This window comes from Catenovulum agarivorans DS-2, assembly GCF_000568405.1.
Classification (GTDB): Bacteria; Pseudomonadota; Gammaproteobacteria; order Enterobacterales; family Alteromonadaceae; genus Catenovulum; species Catenovulum agarivorans_A.
The window spans coordinates 57,603-76,407 of record NZ_ARZY01000024.1; the positions used below are offsets into that span (position 1 = coordinate 57,603).

Annotated in this window: 18 protein-coding genes; all 18 read right to left on the minus strand. The window is 41.7% G+C overall.

Annotated elements, in window-relative coordinates:
- Positions 1 to 9: 9 nt before the first annotated feature.
- A complete protein-coding gene (locus DS2_RS12815; RefSeq protein ID WP_051479856.1) occupies positions 10 to 1,242 on the minus strand; it encodes an NnrS family protein in 1,233 nt (410 codons plus the stop codon).
- A 103-nt stretch (positions 1,243 to 1,345) separates the two neighbouring features.
- Complete coding sequence (locus tag DS2_RS12820) at positions 1,346 to 2,641, minus strand: NADPH cytochrome P450 oxidoreductase family protein (RefSeq protein WP_035015214.1); 1,296 nt, start codon at positions 2,639 to 2,641, stop codon at positions 1,346 to 1,348.
- A 6-nt stretch (positions 2,642 to 2,647) separates the two neighbouring features.
- Positions 2,648 to 3,433: a DUF4198 domain-containing protein gene (locus DS2_RS12825; protein ID WP_419177448.1), complete on the minus strand. Its 786-nt coding sequence runs from the start codon at positions 3,431 to 3,433 to the stop codon at positions 2,648 to 2,650.
- 77 nt (positions 3,434 to 3,510) lie between these two features.
- Positions 3,511 to 4,029, minus strand: a complete 519-nt coding sequence (locus DS2_RS12830) for a DUF2271 domain-containing protein (RefSeq protein ID WP_051479857.1) — start codon at positions 4,027 to 4,029, stop codon at positions 3,511 to 3,513.
- Positions 4,030 to 4,058: 29 nt separating this feature from the next.
- Positions 4,059 to 4,673: a PepSY-associated TM helix domain-containing protein gene (locus DS2_RS12835; RefSeq protein ID WP_035015216.1), complete on the minus strand. Its 615-nt coding sequence runs from the start codon at positions 4,671 to 4,673 to the stop codon at positions 4,059 to 4,061.
- A gap of 48 nt (positions 4,674 to 4,721) precedes the next feature.
- On the minus strand, positions 4,722 to 5,597 hold the full coding sequence (locus DS2_RS20870; protein WP_419177447.1) for a TonB-dependent receptor domain-containing protein: 876 nt from the start codon (positions 5,595 to 5,597) through the stop codon (positions 4,722 to 4,724).
- On the minus strand, positions 5,585 to 7,120 hold the full coding sequence (locus tag DS2_RS20875) for a TonB-dependent receptor domain-containing protein (protein ID WP_235188602.1): 1,536 nt from the start codon (positions 7,118 to 7,120) through the stop codon (positions 5,585 to 5,587). The genes DS2_RS20870 and DS2_RS20875 overlap by 13 nt, the downstream gene beginning before the upstream one ends.
- A gap of 199 nt (positions 7,121 to 7,319) precedes the next feature.
- Positions 7,320 to 8,222 (minus strand): diguanylate cyclase domain-containing protein, encoded by a 903-nt coding sequence (locus tag DS2_RS12845; protein WP_035015217.1) that lies wholly within the window; start codon positions 8,220 to 8,222, stop codon positions 7,320 to 7,322.
- Between the two features lie 11 nt (positions 8,223 to 8,233).
- Complete coding sequence (locus DS2_RS12850; protein ID WP_051479858.1) at positions 8,234 to 10,891, minus strand: PAS domain-containing hybrid sensor histidine kinase/response regulator; 2,658 nt, start codon at positions 10,889 to 10,891, stop codon at positions 8,234 to 8,236.
- Positions 10,892 to 10,956: 65 nt separating this feature from the next.
- The gene (locus DS2_RS19950; protein ID WP_051479859.1) at positions 10,957 to 11,583 is read right to left on the minus strand and encodes a DUF952 domain-containing protein; all 627 of its coding nucleotides are present in this window, start codon (positions 11,581 to 11,583) and stop codon (positions 10,957 to 10,959) included.
- Between the two features lie 11 nt (positions 11,584 to 11,594).
- A complete protein-coding gene (locus DS2_RS12860) occupies positions 11,595 to 12,653 on the minus strand; it encodes a ferritin-like domain-containing protein (RefSeq protein WP_035015218.1) in 1,059 nt (352 codons plus the stop codon).
- A gap of 1 nt (position 12,654) precedes the next feature.
- Positions 12,655 to 14,328, minus strand: a complete 1,674-nt coding sequence (locus tag DS2_RS12865; protein ID WP_035015219.1) for a GMC oxidoreductase — start codon at positions 14,326 to 14,328, stop codon at positions 12,655 to 12,657.
- Entirely contained in the window at positions 14,328 to 14,810 is a 483-nt protein-coding gene (locus DS2_RS12870; protein ID WP_035015220.1) for a hypothetical protein, read from the minus strand. The genes DS2_RS12865 and DS2_RS12870 overlap by 1 nt, the downstream gene beginning before the upstream one ends.
- 188 nt (positions 14,811 to 14,998) lie before the next feature.
- Positions 14,999 to 15,730 (minus strand): IclR family transcriptional regulator, encoded by a 732-nt coding sequence (locus tag DS2_RS12875; protein WP_035015221.1) that lies wholly within the window; start codon positions 15,728 to 15,730, stop codon positions 14,999 to 15,001.
- Positions 15,731 to 15,935: 205 nt separating this feature from the next.
- Entirely contained in the window at positions 15,936 to 16,520 is a 585-nt protein-coding gene (locus tag DS2_RS12880; protein WP_035015222.1) for an HD domain-containing protein, read from the minus strand.
- Between the two features lie 10 nt (positions 16,521 to 16,530).
- Positions 16,531 to 17,424, minus strand: a complete 894-nt coding sequence (locus DS2_RS12885; RefSeq protein ID WP_035015223.1) for a glutathione S-transferase family protein — start codon at positions 17,422 to 17,424, stop codon at positions 16,531 to 16,533.
- A 100-nt stretch (positions 17,425 to 17,524) separates the two neighbouring features.
- Positions 17,525 to 18,412 carry a LysR family transcriptional regulator gene (locus tag DS2_RS12890; protein ID WP_035015224.1) on the minus strand — a complete coding sequence of 296 codons (888 nt, stop codon included), beginning with the start codon at positions 18,410 to 18,412 and terminating at the stop codon, positions 17,525 to 17,527.
- A 140-nt stretch (positions 18,413 to 18,552) separates the two neighbouring features.
- Positions 18,553 to 18,805, minus strand: a 253-nt coding sequence (locus tag DS2_RS20880; protein WP_235188603.1) for a hypothetical protein, incomplete at its 5' end; no start/stop codon positions are given.

The following is an 18,805-nucleotide window of genomic DNA, read 5'->3' on the forward strand; positions in this document are numbered from 1 at the left end:
TCTTTTAGGCTAACAACCAATTCTATCTTTACGTGGTGCCAACAAGATTGGAGTGTAAACCACTACAAATATCATAAAGCCAATTATCCAAAGCGCAGCGCTGATTTTCCAGCTGAGCTGAGGCATGCCAAAAACGGCTAGTAGGCTGCGACTTAGACCGGCGATAATGAGTGCTGAAAATGCGATTGCCATGGTGTGACCAACTATGATCATTCGACCTGTGTGGCCTAATGATACCCTGGCTATCATAGCTAATATCATACCGCCGATACTGCCGACAGTGATTAGATGCAATGCATCGGAAAACGTAATGCTTTCGCGAACAAAACTGATGCCCATTAGAATAAGCCCTAAACTCATAGCCAAGTATGTTGCATGGAGTGACCACAACAAAGGTACTTTTAATGTTTTATGTGGTTGCCATCCAATCAGGCGTATTGTTTGCAAAATACCAGTGCCGATAAATAGGCCGCTGAGCATGTACCAGATTATATGAGTTTGGCTAAAATAGGTTAGAAACAGGCCAATTGCACAGATTGCTGTCAACAAATTACTGGCAAGGTTAAGCATTGGATACTGTTGCGGGTTGCTGTGCGGTGCGCCATTTTTAGTGAAAAAACCGATAACACGTCCACCAATCAAACTGATCAATAATGCAAATATAAGCACTGAGGTTTGCGCCAAGTGGATGGCCATTGGAATGTTTTGTTGAAGGTCGGCTAATAACAAGGTTGCGTTAGCAATCATCATTAAACTAAACAGTCCAATAAAGATATAGTTGCGTTTGTTGTTTGCCTTGAGCACAAGTTTACTGTAGCTATAAATAACCCCCAGCCACCACAGCATTTGTAGTGCAAATCCTAGGTAAATTGAGCTGGTTTCATTAAGTGCAAAACACACCCGAGCAATGAGCCATATTGCAGTTAATAGCATTAATGGCTTGCCATTTATACTGGGTTGATTAGTCCATGTTTGCACAGCGGTTAATACAAACCCTGCAGCAACCGTTGCGGCAAAACCAAAAATCATTTCGTGGGTGTGCCAGACCAATGGATTGAGCATATGCCATTGGTGAGTGAGCGGTTTGCCGTGCAAAAAGCCCATCCAAATGGTGATAGCCAATACAGACCAAACGGATGCTAGTAAAAACCATGGTCGAAATGCCAGCTCCCAAAACGGGTGACCTTTGGGTTTTTGCGGTTGCTGCAGGTTATTGGGTTGTTGAATTTGTATCAATGCCATTGCGATATACCTGATTAATTTACTCAAGTAATATATTAGTGGATGGCATTTTTGTTTATTTGATTTAAATCAACAACCCGCATGGATTGTGGTTATTTTAGTTTTAATATAAATCTCTGTGGTAGCGTTGTTGTTCATTGAGTCGCTGCATAACGTCTTCACCAAATATTTGTATTAGTGTGTTGTCAACTGATTTACCCATGCCTTCATGGCTGCCACACACATAAATGTCGGCACCTTGGTCGACAAATTGTTGAACATTTTCGGCTTGTTGAGCGATTAGCTCATGCACATATCTCGCTTTGTTTGCTGGTGTTGCGCGCGAAAAAACACGATCAACACGTGTTAATACACCTTGTTGCTGCCAATGAGTCAATTCGGTGTGCATGTGGCAGTCAAACTGTGGATCTCGCTCACCGTAAATTAGCCAGACTGGCCCAGCATTCGCTGAATAACTTCTTTGTTCAATATGGCCAATTAAACCGGCTAAACCACTGCCTGCGCCAATCAACAATAAAGGTTTTTGCTCAGATTTTAGCTGGCATGCGGGGTTGGCTCGCACTTTAACTTGTATTTTGCTTCCCGCTTGGCAGGTTTGGGTTAGAAAACTCGATGCTAAACCTAAACTGCCATCGTCTTTAGTTAATAACCGCACAAGCAACTTTAACTGATTGTTTGCCATAAGTTGGCTATCTGCGCTGGCAATTGAGTAACTGCGTGGCGATTCAAAATACTTAGCAGTGGCCGTGCTTGGGGGTAAAACTTCTAAAATATCGCCCGCTTTCCAATTTAGATTAGGCGCGGACAATTCAATTAGGTATAAACCCGCATGTGAGCTGCCTGCGTTTAGCTGCTGAATATCTGTAATGCTAACGTTGGTATAACTTGCCAAGGTATGTGGATTTTGCGTTGGTGGCGATTGTGCATCAATACAAACTAAAGGTTGTATGGCTTTTGCGCCGCGTTTAACTAGCTCGGCAAATACTTGTTTGCCAAAAGCACAATAAGCTGGGTAGTGGCTGTCACCAAAAGCGGTTACTTTAAAATTAAGCGTGTTTAATGAATGTGTCGTCAGTTTGTTTAGGCCGCGAATAAACGAGCGGCCATTGTCAGGCGCTTCGCCATCACCATAGGTACTAACAAATAAATGTACTTCAGCAGCAGCTTGTAGTTTTTCTGGGCTTAATTGGTTGAGCGGCAGTATTATTGCGTCGGTAACAGTGGCTAGAAAATTTTCTGCGTGCCAACGAGCTTGGCCTGTCTGACTGGCAAATGCGACGATTTTGTTTGCAGGTTTATCTGGTGATTTAGGACGTTTGTTTAACCACAAAACCAATACCCAAATAGACCACAAAAGGCCTAGCGCGCAGGCTAGGCCAATTCTTAAATATTCTGACATGGGGAATTACAGTGGTAAAACTTCAAATGTGGCTGAATATTTACCTTGGCGTTTGGTGGCTGGTGCTTGCGCTTTATCATCCTCGTATGAGACTTCGATAAAATACATACCAGCTTTAGGCCACGTAACGCTGAAATTGCCATTTTCATCTGTGGTTAGGTTTATGCTTTGTTGTTGGTTGCGATAGCGCATGGAGCCTCGGTTAATTTCAACTTCTGCACCAGCGGCTGGGCTACCATCGATCAGCATAATAAATTCAGCGCTTTCAGTCGCGTATAAATCGTTTGGATGTGTTACCGGAACCAATTCTAATCCTTTATTAGTTGGCTTTAGTGACTCTGTGCTTGGTTCACCTAAGGTAACAAATGTTTCAACTCGGCGAGCACTGTAAGAAACACGTAGCTCTTTGGCATTTTTAGGTACAGCTGTTTCAAAGGTTTCACCTTGTGCACTTTGGCCTCTTGGTGGCCACATTTTGCGTTTACCTTCGTCATCTCGCCACATTGCACGAATACCCGCAGAAGCAGACGCAATTCTGTAAGTACCAGTTTGAGTAAGTTTAAGATCAAACGTTGATCTATATTTGCCTGTGGCGACATTTTCTAGCGTGAGCTTGTTACCATTCGGTGCATATGCCGCTATGCTATTGGGACGGTAGGCAACATACTCAGGAATGAACAATGTATTGGAAACAGCTGCATCAAATGTGACATAGTTTTCTTCACCTGATAACACGGTTTCACTGGGTTTAATCCATGCCCGGTGTGCATTTGTTTGGGCTGTCACTAACATTAAAGCTATGGGTAATAACGTGGTTTGAATTATTTTTTTGCTGAACATTATTTAGGGTCCTTAAATATTTTTGATGTTTATTGAGTTGCCGATAAGCGCACTAAACCTAATTCAGTGTTGCCTTCAACAGTCAGCGGTAAAACTTTATTATCAATTGGCAACGTAATTGGTATCTGCAATAGCTCGCGACCACCAACTTCGCGGGCTGCTTCTATCCGTAATGTGTATTTGCCTGCTGGTAATTGATTGAGGCTTTTGGATAGATCAAAATCGACTGTGTGCATACCTGGGCCTTTGGTTGCGCCCGTTATGCCATCAATCGGGAAAGATAATTTACGGCCGCCACGACGCCACCATTGACGTAAATCGGCTAGCCATTCTTCACCTTTACCATTTTCCATTTCGATGTCGTACCAAACTGCAATTTGGGTGACTTTGCGTTGGCTATTTTCCAACCATACTGCGACATAAGGCTGGTGGTATTCCGCAACTTGTAAGCGCGGTATCGTAACTTCTAGTTGCAAATTAGATTTGGCATGTACTGCTGTTGTGGCGAGTGCACAAATAAAGCCACAAAACAATGTTCCAATTTTCATTCGTTGATTTCTCCAATGGTGATTCAAAATTAGTGAACAAACGCTAACAATAAAATGGCAGGGGCCACTACACCAAGCAGGGTAATGGGCCATGTCATCCATCTGTGGTTTGCTTGACGGCAGAGTAAAATCAATCCAGATAGACAAAAAACAATACAAACAACAGCGAAAAAGTCGATAAACCATCGCCATACGGTTCCAGTATCCCGGCCTTTGTGAAGGTCATTGAAATAAGCTATCCAGCCTCGGTCGGTTTTCTCGTAGGTTAACTGATTGGTATAAAAATCTACTGCGAGCCATGCATCTGAACCTGGGCCTGCCTGCACTATATAAAGTTCATCGTCGCTCCATTCTGTTTTAGCGTTTGATGACACTTGAATGTTATGTACTTCGGCTAACCAAGTGGTAAATGCTTTGGGCTTCACAGTGGTGTTTTTTTCTATAGATTGCTCAGCTTGCTTTTTTAATGTTGTGATTAATCTTGCAGGTATTTCTGTTTCGACCACTTGTACATTTGCAGCTGCTTTAATGTCAGCGGCGTGGTTGAGCGTAATACCAGTAATTGCAAATAACAACATGCCCACAAGCGCAAAGGCGGCACTTATCCAGTGCCATTGTCTGACTGAGCCTAAACTAAACTGCATTCTTTCTCCGAAACGATATGCGGCAAGTTACCTTGCCGCGATTAATCGTTAGAAACTAACTGATACACTTGCCCAGAAGTTGCGAGCTTTGTCTTTTACGTTGTAGTCATCTGTAAAGTTAACTTCGCTCACAACACCACGACCCGAGAGGTATTCGTATACACCATCGTTATTTAAATCATCATAAGTGGTTGTGTATGAGGTAAAGTCTCTGTCCAATAAGTTGTTTACGCGCAAGCTCACCATTACATAGTCGTTTAGCGTCCAACGTGCGCCTAAATTAAGCAGTGAGTAATTTTTGTAGTGCAATTCGCGTTTAAGTACAGAGTCGTAGCCGCGGTAACGGTCAGAGCGCAATTCACTTTGCAAATAAACATACAAGCTGTCGGTTGCGGTCCAATTCAGTGTAAGATTAGCCATATGTTCAGCTGTATTGGTTAATGGCTGTCCAGCATTTGGGCCACTTTTCTGCTCGCTGTCGGTCCATGTGTAGTTGGCATACACTGACCAGTCGGTCAAGAATTGATAGCGACCAGCGATTTCAACCCCTTGTAAAGCCACTTCGTCGATATTGATTTTTTGGCTGTAGGTTTGGTAACCCAGTTGGTCGTATTGACCTAAGTTAACACATGGGCGTACACCGCCAGTTTTTACACAGCTTTGCACCGTATCACCGCGGGCAATTTTATCTTCAAATTTAGTATCGAAATAGGTGATGTTGAAATTGTTGTCACCACGGCTCCAATACAAAGCTATCTCTGAGTTGACACTGGTTTCTGGTTTGAGCTCAGGGTTACCGGCAAATGGGCTGGTGCCTTGGCCACCAAAACCGGTAATACCATCGTATAAATCTGTGGTTTGAGGCGTTTTGTAGCCTGTGCTGACACCACCTTTAAGCGTCCACTCTGGCGTTATGTTGTACACAGCATAAGCGCGCGGTGAGGTTTGGCTACCAAATACATCGTGGTTGTCGTAGCGGATACCTGCCGTTCGTAGCGGATACCTGCCGTTAGGGTAAATTTATCTGTGATCATCCAATTGTCTTCTACAAAAAATGAATACATTTTTTGTTGTTGAATCGCACCTGCTTGACCACTTTCTAAACCAAATACACCATCTTGCAATTCACCATCAATTGCTTGCGCACCTAATACCAGATTGTGATCGCCTACAAGGTTATTAACCGGAATATCGACGCGTAAATCATAAGTGTATTGACTGCTATCTAACGGACGAGCAGGGCGGGGTAAAAATGTATCTTCAGCCAATTGTTTTCGTGCGGCTTCATCCATATCAGCATAGTCACCGCTACCGTCGTACATTTGTTGTAACAATAAACGTTCCGCGACACTGAGTGGCAAAGTTCGTCCATTGTTTTGAGTATCAACATAAGAGACTGATGCCGCAACCGCACCAAATTCAAAGTCACCTTCATAACTTAACGACCACCACTCGCGATCGAATTCTTGTTCAGCTGCATAGCCTGCACGCGGGTTAACTTTACCACCACGGTCTTGCCATAAGCTTTCAATGCTGTCTTTGGTACCAAGTGGGTAGATAATTTCGCCTGTGTCGACGTTGAATCTTGGAGTATTATCGTATTCTTGATGAGAGTTATCGTAGTCAAACATTAACTCTTGGCCTTTGGCCATAGTGTAATTTAAGCTGAAACCAAAATGTTCGCTTTTACTGTCAACGGTGCGCCCGCCGCTACCAAAACCAAGAGAGCGGACATGTACTTGACCATTTGGGTCGACAGCTGGTGAGAATTGCGGTGAAGACGCTTGTTGTTCGTAAATGCTTGCGCGCATACCTAAACTTAATACGTCGGCAATTAGCGGACCTTGCACTGAAAAATCAGTGGTGATGTCGTCACCAAAGTCATCATCTTGTTGCAAGCTTCGTCCAAATGTAATTGAACCGCCCCAATCTTTAGTGTGTTTTTTGGTAATTACATTAATAACACCACCTAAGGCATCTGCACCGTATAGAGTAGATGCTGGACCACGGATAACTTCTACTCGGTCAATGGTATCGACCGGTGGAAGGTGATTAAAAGCGTTGCCGCCAAAGTTATTTGGATAAATATCACCATGGTTATTTTGACGCTTACCATCAATTAATAACAAGGTATATTCACCAGTTAGACCACGCATACTCACGCTGCCTTGGCCAGTTTTGTCTCGGGTTGTGCCTATATCAATGCCTTCTTGGTGTTTTACTGCGTCCAATAAGTTGGTAAATGAACTTAATTTAATGTCTTCAGCTGTGATGATAGAAATACTTGCAGGTGCTTGGGTTAATTTTTGCTCGAAACCTGTCGCAGTAACTACGATGGTTTCTATTTGTCCTTCAACATTTTTTTTGCTTTGGTCCGCTAGTACGGTGTTGAGTGAAGCTATTTGCATTGCAATTACAACAGCTGACAGTTTTAACTTAGTTCGCATATCGCCCTCAGTATTATTATTAATGATTTGATATCCCAAATTTGAGTTTTATAGGTAGATGGGATTAATTTGCGCAGCATTGTATAGAAATAATATCAATAGTGGAAGTGGTAATGCGAATAATTATCACTTGTGTTTTTTGTGGTGGTAAGAGCTGTTAAGTTTGGCTTAGCGGTAAGCGCTAAGCCATTGGCTGGGGTTACTCATTCCAACAGACTTGGTTGCGGCCGCATTCTTTAGCTTGGTAAAGCATGGTATCAGCTTGTTTTAGTGCTTGTACGGAGGTTACACCATTGTTGGGCGTGCATATAATAGCACCTGCACTAATCGTGATTTTGTTATGTGTGCTGAGCTCGTGCTCTATATCTAAATCTTCTATGGCTTGGCGGCAATTGTCTAGCACTGCTTTTGCACCTGATAAGTCACTATCGCCAATAATTATCACAAACTCTTCGCCGCCGTATCGTGCAACAAAGTCTCTTGGGCGCTGTAGTTGTTTATTAAGTGCTTGCGCTACTTGCGTTAGCACTTTGTCACCAGCTGCATGGCCATAGTGGTCGTTGTATTGCTTAAATTTGTCTACATCAACCATAGCAAGGACGAGAGGTTGTTGATTACGTTGGGCAATTAGCCATTCGGCTTCTAGTTGTTCATCGAATTTCCTTCGATTAGGTATGGTAGTCAGGGGGTCAACATTAGCGAGCATCTCTAACATAATGCACTGGCGTGCTATGGTTAAGTGCAGCTTTACTCGGGCTTTTACTATGCCAAGATGGAATGGTTTAGAAATATAGTCGCATGCGCCGAGTTCAAAACCCGTTTCTTCGCTGGCGACATCACCTAGTGCGGTTATAAAAATTACTGGGATGGCGCGAGTAATTTCACAAGCTTTAAGTTGTTTTATCACTTCAAAGCCATTTTGATCAGGCATCACAACATCAAGCAAGATGATGTCGGGTTTTAGTTCTTGGGCTTTTTCGATTGCCGCTTTTCCATTGCTTGCAAGGGTTATTTGTGCTTCGGTTTTTAGCAAGTTGCTGAGCACCACCAAGTTTGGCTTTTCGTCATCGACTATCAGTATTCTTAAGGCTGGACTAATCATCTGCTTTCTCTTTATTGGCATTGATTTAAGGTTATTTCACACAACTCACTGGCCAATTCAAACTCTATTTCGCTGACAAATGTAGATATTTGTTTTACTGGCTCTGCGTATTCAGTGTTGTGGCTGCTTTCGATTAAATTGTTTATAAGCTCTTCCGCCGCAAAGTCTGAATTTTTTAGTAAGGGAAGTAGCGCTTGTAGTTGTGTTTTAACAGGTGTTTTCGCCTGTTTGTGATCTGCTGCGGATTTATTCGATTTTAATATGTAACCCAGTGCATTGATGATTTGTTCAAGCTCGTTGCACACGGCCTTTAGCGTAGCGTAGTAGTCTTGTTTTAGCTCAATTTGACTCTCTAATTTTGCGCATTGTTGCGATAAAACGAAAGCGCCTATATAAGCTGTACTCGACTTTAGACTATGCACTTTGATAAATAGCGCTTTGCTATTGTCATTGCGTTTTAGGTTGAGAAAATCTGCGACAGATTGTTGATGCTCTGCAACAAAATCGCCAACCAGTTTGCAAAATAGTTTGCGGTTATTTTGGCAGCGAGCCAGTGCTTTTTTGACGTCAAGTTGTGGAATCCAACTCATTGATTCTATCAGTTGGTCGAACTCTGTGTGCTGGTGGACAACTTGGCTTGATCGTTGGGTAATTTTATCGGCTTTCAGCCATTTCAATATGGTTGCAAATAATTCATCTGGGTTGATGGGTTTTGCTAGGTGCGCATTCATGCCTTTCGAGATACACAATGATTTATCACTATCAAGCGCATGGGCTGTCATTGCAATGATAGGTAGATCATCGTATTGGGTTTTTTGTCGAATATGGCGTGTTGCCGTATAGCCGTCCATTCTTGGCATTTGAATGTCCATTAATACCAGGTCGTACTGGTAGGTAAATATTTTGTCTAGCGCTTGCTCACCATCTACTGCGATGTCTATTTGGATATTGGTATCTGACAAAAAGCCGCAGACTACTTTACGATTAATGGTGTTGTCGTCTACCACTAGGATTTTCGCTTGAGAAAAATCTAGTTGGCTACCATCCCATTTTGAGGTTGTGGCTGTATGCCAGTTAGCTTGTTTTGTTGGGCTTGCAATTGGGTTGTGGTTGCATAGGCTGCGAGAGATGCCATCTAACAAGGTTTGTGGTTTTACTGGCTTTTCGACATATGCATCTATGTGGATTGATCCAGATTGTTTGCGCGCTTCGTCTAGATCGTATGCCGATAACAGTAAGATTGCTGGAATATGATTTTTACCTAAGTCTTGTTTTATTTGTTCGGCTGCGCTGATGCCATCAATGCCTGGCATACGCCAGTCCATAATGATTAGGTCGTAATCTCGGCGAATTTCACTGGCTTTTTTTACCATGTTTATTGCGTCTTGACCACTATCGGCGCAGTCTACATGCATGCCTAATTCACTGAGTAGCTCTACTAATATGCTTCTGGCAACCACGCTATCATCGACAACTAACGTTTTCAGTTTAGTGTAGTCAATTTGGTGTGGCAGCGTTTTTTTAGCGTCATCGACTATTTCACAAGGCATGGTAAAGCTAAAAGTTGAGCCTTGTCCTTCTTCGCTGATAATTGAGATGTGTCCACCCATCAGCTCGACAATCTGCTTGCAGATGACTAAGCCTAATCCTGAACCTTCAAACTCACGCGTGAGTGAGTTGTCTAGTTGAGAAAACGCGTTGAACAATTGTTTTTGGCATTGTTCAGAGATGCCGATGCCAGTGTCAGTTACAGAAAATTTTAGCAGTGCTTGCTTATCTTGTCGGTCAGCGAGTTCTATTTTGACGATAACATGGCCATGTTGAGTAAACTTAATTGCGTTATTAGCCAAATTGACCAGTATTTGCTGCAACCTATTGGGGTCGCCCATTACATAGTTGGGCACATTGCTGGACAGATCTAGGATAAATTCTAGGTTCTTTTCTAGTGCTTTGAGCTCACAAATTGTGATGGTTTTGTCCAGTACTTTTTGAATGCTAAACGGGACTTTTTCAATCGAAAGAGAGTTTGCTTCAATCTTTGAATAGTCTAAAACATCGTTAATCACACTCAATAATACGTCGGCAGAGTTAAGTATTTTATCAACATAGTCGGCTTGTTCATGGTCGAGTTTGGTACGTTTTAACAGTTGTGTTAAACCGATAACTGCATTCATTGGCGTGCGGATTTCATGGCTCATCTTGGCCAAAAATTCCGATTTGGCTTGGTTTGCAGCTTCTGCTTTGTCTTTTGCTTGACTCAGCTGTTGCTCGGTTTCGACTCTGTGGGTGACGTCCCTTGAAATACCCAGCAAACCCATTAATTCACCTTGTTCGTCATAGAAAGGTGCTTTTAATGTATCAACTTTGATGGTTTTGCCATTTGGATAAACCGTTGTTTCTTGGCTAGTTTGTGTTTCACCTGTTGCAAGAATGTGTTGGTCTTTTAAACGCAGGCGTTTAGCTGCCTGTTGGTCCTTAAATAACTCGTCATCTGATTTTCCTGTTAGGTCTTCGTTGGGGCGACCGACTAATTTAGCAAATGCTTGATTGTGGGCTATGTACTTGAAATTTTTATCTTTGGCAAAAATTAAATCTGGTGTGGCATTAAGCAGCGCATCTAACAGTGATGCGAGCTTTTCTGTGTCGCTGGAATGAGTATTTATTGCCATAAATCCGTCCTTGTTCCATGTTTGCCTCAGCTTGAGTTCAGTTGGCTGAGGCTAAATTATTATTGTTATAGTGCTGTAATATCAATACTAAAATCACCTGATGATTCAGGTGCTATCGGTATAACTTTGTATACACTGTCAATATTGATCGGGCCAAAAATATGCGGGTAGAGTCCGCCCGTTGCCGGCTCCCATTTTACCTCGCTGGTAATTAACTTTTTATCTAGTTCTATGATAATTGGCTGCTCAGTTTTTTTGTAAAATTTATTTGCCACTCGGCTGAGCTGGCTTTTTGGACTGGCGTGGATAAAACCTTCTGTTTGGAGGCTGTCTCTGACAAATTGTCCGCTTGCTAACGCTTGTTTGTACTCGGCTTCGCTTGATAACAAGTAAATGTATGGGTCCATCAATCCGCCGTACATGCGAATGAACATATTGGTGATATTTTGTTGTTCTTCACCTTGGTAGATGTAGTCAACTCTAAATTGTCCGCAAAGCTGATTGTTTTCGCGTGTTTGGCTAACAATACTGATTTCAGCTAAAGCCAACCAGTTGCTGTCAGTTAACCAAACGGGGATGTCGTCAAAAAACACGCGACTGCCTTGTTTGCTAAATGAGTATATTTCACCCACTTTTAAGTCGTATTGCTCGTCGCTACGTAAAATTGAGTTTACTTCTATTTTAAATCCCATTTTATCCTCACTTATTCAACAGGCTCGACCCATTCAAACGAAGGGCACCCAGTCAAGCCATCTGTTTTTGCTGGGTCTAATTCAATTTTCGCCATGGTTGTCGCTATGGGTGATAGATCGTGCATCCCATTCATAATAGCGTTGTAGAGCACTCTAGGGTTTCCTGAGAATGCTTGTTCTATTTGTTGTAACATCAAACTATATGCTTGGTTAAATTTATGATTGAGTGATTGTAAATCAGGGTTCTGGGCATAAGACTGATGTGTTGGGTTTTTCACCATTGAATAAACCTGTTGGTAATTTACTTCTATCGGCTCGCCTGTTGGTGGCATTTTAGGGTCGTCATCTGGTAGGTAATGGCGTCCATAATAGACTTGACTAAATTTATAATAATGTGCGAGATCTTGGTGCTGGTCATAGTCGTCGTAGTCACCGTCGTACAGACTAGCCGCGGCTCCTTCACCTTGGTCGATAATCTCATTTAACGCTTGTTTTGCCGATGATATATCTGTGACAGCAATGGGTTTTCCGCCACCACGCCAAAAATATGTTTCAGTTATTTGACTACTGGTATCTTGGCTAAATAAGTGTTTACCTTGTTTGCTGTATTCGTTGTCTAGCGCTACAAGCTCTTTAATTATGTTGTGGTAAAACTCGCCAATACTGTACCCATCTACATTAAGATCTTGTTGTGCTTTTAAGCTTAATTCTAGCGGTGGCATGCCATCAGGAAGTTCGATTCTTCTGAAGGTTTGAATGGCACTTTTAGAAAACTTCTCTAAATTTATTGCGAATTCTCGACCTTTAAACTCAAGTGTTAACGGATATTTTGGGATATTGTCTTTACCCAGTTTAACCTGACCACCAATAGAGACTAGGGTATTGCCAGCCAAACATAGGTGGAGCATTTCTTCCATAAACACGCTTCTTATCGCGTTCGCAGCAGCTACATTAGTGCCTGGATGAATAGAAAAATAGGCTGTTAGATATGGAGGCAATGTACTGAGTTCTAATTCTATTGCCGTTTGTAAATCTTGTTGTATTTTGGCTAATTTCTGCGTGGCGTCCATTTTACACGGTTTCCTTAACGACGACTGGTTTGACTTGTGCAAACACATTGTTGTTTAGATGGGTGGCTAGGCGAATCGCTAAGCTGGTTAATGTTAGCGTTGGGTTTACCGCGCCTAAAGTTGAGAATGAGCCATTAGAGCATACATATAAATTGTCTACGCCAAATACCTTTAAGTTCTTATCAACCACTCCTTTGTCTGGTGTGTCGGCCATGCGGGTTGTACAAGCAGCATGATCAGCTCGCCACGATATGGTTTTTAATCGAGTGTTTTTTGCACCCATAGCGGTAAAAATTTTCTCAATATCAGCTTGAACTTGTTTAACTCTTGGGTTGAAGTCAGGACCTTGATCAAAGTCGATCGCAGTTTCGACTAATCCAATATGATTACGTTTACTTGCATTGTATAAACGGTTTTCATATTGGCTAAAAATTTCTATTAATACATGGAGTTGTATTTTGCTTTTACCAGTTATTTCATCTTTAATCACGCTAAATGGTTTACCACTTTGCATTTCATTTGCAAGGCGCGTACCTATGCTGCTCGATGGGTTTACAATTATGTATTTACCCATGAGCTGTTGAGTTTCACTATCGAAATGGCGAGATACTAAAGTTGGAAAATCCATTTCAGGCATTAATCCATCAGGATTCTCTGGTAAGTCGGCTTCAAACATCATATATGGGTGAGTAATTAAGTTTCGGCCAACTAAGTCGTGGTCGTTTCCTATACCATTAGGCCAATACGCATCAATTGAACGTAACAGCAGTTTGGCTGATTCTATTGCGCCGGCGGCTAAAATAACTGTGGTTGCTCGCAATTCAAAACTTTTAGTTTCGGAAATGTTTTTATCATGGAAACGCACGCCTTTGATGCTGTTCTTACCCGACATGATTAGGCTTTCAACGACAATACCTGTTTTTACTTCTAGGTTAGGGTAGTCACGGTACTGGAGCATGTCGTCGATATAATTGGCTGCGACATAACGTGCACCAAAAGGACAATACTTACAGGTGCCTGTTGTTTGGCACGGAGGATGAATTGAATCTGATGCTGAGATACCATGACGTGCAATTGGCATATGGCTAAACTTTAGTTGTAAACTCTGCAATGCTGCAAGTGCGGGTTTGTCTTCCGCAGTATATGGAAAGGCTGGATACGGGTAATCTTGACTGCGTGGAACTGTTGGGTCATTAGAATCACCCGATACGCCTATGTAATGTTCGGCTTCGCAGTAGTATGGTTCTAGCTCATTGTAGTCAAATGGCCAGTCGATTAAGTCATAGTGGCCTTGCAGTTTGTTAATTTGCTTTTCAATGTTGCTTTTGAGTTTAAAATCTTCTGGTTTTAATCTAAATGACCAACCGCCCCAATGCACGGTTGAGCCACCATACATCATTAGACGTGAGCCTTGCATTGGTATAAGTGTTCTGCCTAGACTCTCATTTTCACCTGTGCTGTCTTTGGTTGGATAAGGTTTGTCTTGGCAGAATTCGTATGGCAAGTTACCTGTGACCAAATAATTTTGGTGTATGGCAAAATCGCGCATTTTAACTTTGCTGCCCGCTTCAACTATGGTTATTTTCTTCAGTGGATCTTTTGTTAATATTTTTTGCGCAATAGCGGCCGCGGCTACACCTGAGCCGACTATTAATACGTCCGTTGTGTGATTCATTATACGTCCTCAATTGTTCTGTATGGTGTTGCTCCTGCGATATTGGCGCCACTGATATACCCAAGGGCGTTTTTGGCCCCAAACGTTTTAAAACCACCAACGGCCAGTGCTAAGGTGATAAATTCGTTGGAAACGCGTTGCCTTGCTCTTGCCAAATGAGTTTTAGGGGGTTGTAGGTTTGCTGCTGGGTCGGTAAATAATTTTTCGTATGCTGCTTTTTCACCTAATTGGTAGGTTAGTTCTCGAATCACTTTGGCGGCATTTTTATAGTCGGCATAATAATTTAAATCGACTTTGATGCGATTTTGCATAAATACGAGTAATTGAGATTTTACGCCTTGTTCTGGTACAGACAGTTGCCAATGTTCTTTGATATTGCAGAACAATTTCCACATGGCTTCAAACGTACGTTGGTCTACTTGCAGGTCGTCTTCTAAATAAGGGTAGGATGTTTCCACATCGTAGGTAATGACATTATCCATGGCTTTTCCTTGATAGGCCTTTGTTTAACGCTAGCATCAATGCGTTAGTCCAGTTGAGGCTGAATTTATTATTTTAATTTTATCTATTAACAGGATTTTAGCCAATAAAATGAAAGGCGCAACTGTAATTTGAAATTTACGTTGCGCTTAAAGGTATGAATTGTATCAATTATGTAGAAAAATTAAGTTTAACTTACTTTAATTTTGTCTGAGATTCGAATTGCTGCAAGTTGTCCTTTGGAGATAGCGTGTTGAATATCGCAGATCTGCTCACTGCCTGGGTGGTTAATGTAATTAATAACTAAGCTTGCAGTTACTTGGTCTAAGCGATCGAAGATTGGAAATGCAATTTCTTCTACTCCAGTTAAAAATGGGCTATTCATTTGCATATAACCTTGTTTGCGTATTCGCGCAAACTCTTCATCTTTATCGCATGGGGTATCTTGATACGCTAACATGAGTTTGCCGGGGCAACATACTTCCAAGTCGAAACGTGCACCAAGTCGAGCACAAATTAACCAGTCGAGTGGTGCATCTTTTTGTTGTATTACCATGGCTTGGTTTTTATACGCCATTGCTAAGTAACAAGGTTGCCCCGTTTCTTGTGCTAGTTTTTCCATTATCGCACCCGCTGATCGCGCAAGGCTGTTGACTGGCATATTATCAAAGGCAACTTCAAATAGTTTTAATGATAATGAGTATTGGTCAGTTGATGGGTCAAAAGACAAGTAGTCTCTGCGTTCGAGTACCGAGACCATTCGAAATATTTCTGAGACAGATTTTTCAAGCTTGCCGCCAATATCTTTTAGGCGTAAGCCATCAGGTTCTTTAGATAGTAACTCAATGATATCTAAGCCTTTTTCTAAAGCAGGTGCAGTGTATTTTACATCTGACTTTGGTTGTTTTTTCTCTTTTTCCATAATCTTACAGCTTCCGCAAACAATCCGTAACTTTGACTCAATGCTTGAAGAGTATGCTCTTCTTACTTTGCTATATTAGGATAAAGTCAAACTGATTAATAGAATTATTTAACCGACTTTGGTTAATCGTTTAACTTTTGTTCGTTTGTATAGGCTTGTTTACAAAGTTTTACGTCTAAATTGACAATAAGACTGATTTATAAGCTTATTCGTCAATAAGCCAGCCTTTAGAAACGGCGACTTTAACTTGCTCTGACATCCATTGATGGATTTCAGGAAAATCGTTTTTTATAAAAGAGTGGGCAGCTGCAACCTGACTACGTTTTACTTTTAGTTCTCGCCAAGCTTTGCCTTGGCTTTTGATGTTGTACATGAAGGGTAAAAGTCTATCTACGGCTTTAAGCAGTTTTGTTTCTGCGCTTATGCCTGTTTCTTGCTCTTCCCATATATTTGTAAGATTTTGGCAACCATTCCCCGCATAGTCTTGTAATCTTGCTACACAGTTGCGTTCTTTGATGTGTGCGTTGGTTCTGTCTTTTGAGTACAAAAAAGTGTCGCCTGCATCTATTTCACCAAGGTCGTGTACTAGAGCCAGTTTAATCAGCTTTTCGTGATTAAGCTGTAAGTTAAACGTTTCAGCTATGTTCCAGCATGCCATGGCTAAATGCCATGAGTGTTCAGCTGAGTTTTCTACTCTAATCTCTCCTTTTACATAGGTTTTTCTATTAACCAATTTGAGTGAACCAAGTTCATATAAGTAGTCGGTGATTTGTTGCATTGATGCAGGCATCGTATCTCCTTTAGATTTGGTCGGGCCCAAGCGGCACTATACCGTTTGGGTTTAAGGTTTTGATTGAATAGTACCCTTGTTTGATGTGCTGCGCATTAACGGTTTGTTTAATGCCTGGAAGGTTATAAACTCTGTGCATATACGCATGTAAGTGCTGATAGTCGCGAATACGCTGTTTATTGCACTTAAACACACTGTAGTAAGCAAGATCAAACCTAATCAAGGTTACAAATAGCCGAATGTCAGCTTCGGTGAGTTGTTCGCCAAGTAGATATTTTCTATGCGCTAATTTTTCTTCTAATGTATCTAGCCCTGTAAATACATCGTAATAACCTCGCTCATATGCTTGTTGTGTACTGGCAAAACCAGCGCGGTAAACACCATTGTTTATTTTGTCGTAGATAAGCTCGTTTAGCTCGCTCATTTCTTCTAATAAGTGAGTGGGGCGCAGATTGATATCGTTTTGTGCTAGATGATTAAAGTCATCGTTGAGAATTTTAATAATGTCAGCTGACTCGTTGTTAACTATTTTTTGCTGATATTTGTCCCACAACACTGGCACAGTAGCACGACCGGTGTACTGATTGTCACTATGTGTATAGAGTTGATGCATGTAGTCTTTTTGCAAGTTTTGTTCTGGACTGTCAAACGCCCAGCCTTGCTCTGTTAGAACTGGATTGACAACGGACACTGATATTGCGTGCTCTAAGCCTTTTAGCTTGCGCAACATAAGCGTGCGACACGCCCACGGGCATATATATGCCACATATAGGTGGTATCTATCAGCGGGGGCATTTTTTACTACACCTTGTCTAAACCCTGATGATTGTCGAATAAAATCACCATCTTCACTTTTTTGTTGAATTGGTTGCCAGTTTTCTACCCATTTGCCATTACGTAACATGATGCTTTCCTCGTTAGTTTAGTTGCGTTTTTTAGTTGCATTAAGTTTGGCATTTGGGTTTTGTTGAAACAATATTTGTTTTTGGTGTTTTACTGTTTCTTTATTTGAAACAGTTGTCTGCTAGAAACTGGCTAAATACTTGTACTTTGTTGGATAAATGTTTTCTATGACTGTAGACAATATATACGCCGCCTTGCATTAAATTCCACTCTGGAAGTAACCGAACCAATTCGCCTGAGTTGATTTTGTCTTCGACTAAAAAGGATAAACAGGTGCCAATACCAAAACCTGATTGAATAAAGCTAGAAACGGCTAGTGTGCTATTAACTCTGATTTTTCCGCTTGCACGTACCGACACTTCTTCACGGCCTTTGGTAAAAGACCAACTTTGACCACCACGAAAATTGCTGTCGACCACCAGTTGATGCTCGGATAGTTGCTCTGGGTGATCTATTGTTGCATGTTGTTTTAAATAATCGGGACTTGCACACAACACCAGTTCCATATCTGCTATCTTTTTGGCTATTAAGCTTGAGTCTTGTAATTTACCAATACGTATTGCTGCATCGTAGCCTTCTTCGACTATGTCGATGTATCTGTCGGACATCATGATGTCGAGTTCGATATCTGGGTATGCTTGGGCGAATTTAATCCACACTGGTGTTAGATATTGTTGTGAGAAGGCTTCTGACGGCACGGCGAGGCGTAATTTTCCTTTGGCATTGGCGTGCTCGAATTTTATTGCATCGTCAAGCAGTTGAAACTCTTCTAGTAAGGGGGCGCATCTTTCAAAGTAGGCTTGACCTTCTTCGGTTGTGCTCATTTGTCGTGTAGTTCGGTGTAGTAGGCGTATACCGAGTTCGCTTTCTAGTGCAGACACTGCGCGACTAACAACTACTTTAGAAATACCCAACTTACGGGCTGCGGCGGAAAATCCACCTTCTTTGACTACGGCACAATATGCCTGCATACAATTTAATTTATCCATGTTGAACTCGTTTTTTTTCTATCGCTATAAAAATGTTAATTAATGTCTATTTGAATGCTGATTTTCTAAAATTTCACAAGGCAGGGAAGCCTTGTGTAAGCGACCATGGACGGTGTACAGCGCTTTTAGAAAATTATGCTTCAAATGGGCATGTTGGCACCCTTATATAGTGCAATTTCACCTCCGCAAAATCGGCTGGAAATTCCGACCAACTCACCAATCGCTGCAAGCCATCCCTGGGCGCTCGCAAATTGCATCCATGCAAATTGAAGTTGGTTCGTTTGTTCGCCATTCCCATCCTCATCAAACGTATTTATCGCTGCACCTTTATAATATGTACAAAGCATACAGCGCCAACAATTTGAAGAGATGGTTGTGATTGATTTTCGCAAA

Bases quoted from the DNA above. Each gene is read 5' to 3' on its own strand.
- DS2_RS12815 (WP_051479856.1), bottom strand. From the start codon at position 1,242: ATGGCATTGATACAAATTCAACAACCCAATAACCTGCAGCAACCGCAA.
- DS2_RS12820 (WP_035015214.1), bottom strand. From the start codon at position 2,641: ATGTCAGAATATTTAAGAATTGGCCTAGCCTGCGCGCTAGGCCTTTTG.
- DS2_RS12825 (WP_419177448.1), bottom strand. From the start codon at position 3,433: ATGTTAGTGACAGCCCAAACAAATGCACACCGGGCATGGATTAAACCC.
- DS2_RS12830 (WP_051479857.1), bottom strand. From the start codon at position 4,029: ATGAAAATTGGAACATTGTTTTGTGGCTTTATTTGTGCACTCGCCACA.
- DS2_RS12835 (WP_035015216.1), bottom strand. From the start codon at position 4,673: ATGCAGTTTAGTTTAGGCTCAGTCAGACAATGGCACTGGATAAGTGCC.
- DS2_RS20875 (WP_235188602.1), bottom strand. From the start codon at position 7,120: ATGCGAACTAAGTTAAAACTGTCAGCTGTTGTAATTGCAATGCAAATA.
- DS2_RS12845 (WP_035015217.1), bottom strand. From the start codon at position 8,222: ATGATTAGTCCAGCCTTAAGAATACTGATAGTCGATGACGAAAAGCCA.
- DS2_RS12850 (WP_051479858.1), bottom strand. From the start codon at position 10,891: ATGGCAATAAATACTCATTCCAGCGACACAGAAAAGCTCGCATCACTG.
- DS2_RS19950 (WP_051479859.1), bottom strand. From the start codon at position 11,583: ATGGGATTTAAAATAGAAGTAAACTCAATTTTACGTAGCGACGAGCAA.
- DS2_RS12860 (WP_035015218.1), bottom strand. From the start codon at position 12,653: ATGGACGCCACGCAGAAATTAGCCAAAATACAACAAGATTTACAAACG.
- DS2_RS12865 (WP_035015219.1), bottom strand. From the start codon at position 14,328: ATGAATCACACAACGGACGTATTAATAGTCGGCTCAGGTGTAGCCGCG.
- DS2_RS12870 (WP_035015220.1), bottom strand. From the start codon at position 14,810: ATGGATAATGTCATTACCTACGATGTGGAAACATCCTACCCTTATTTA.
- DS2_RS12875 (WP_035015221.1), bottom strand. From the start codon at position 15,730: ATGGAAAAAGAGAAAAAACAACCAAAGTCAGATGTAAAATACACTGCA.
- DS2_RS12880 (WP_035015222.1), bottom strand. From the start codon at position 16,520: ATGCCTGCATCAATGCAACAAATCACCGACTACTTATATGAACTTGGT.
- DS2_RS12885 (WP_035015223.1), bottom strand. From the start codon at position 17,424: ATGTTACGTAATGGCAAATGGGTAGAAAACTGGCAACCAATTCAACAA.
- DS2_RS12890 (WP_035015224.1), bottom strand. From the start codon at position 18,412: ATGGATAAATTAAATTGTATGCAGGCATATTGTGCCGTAGTCAAAGAA.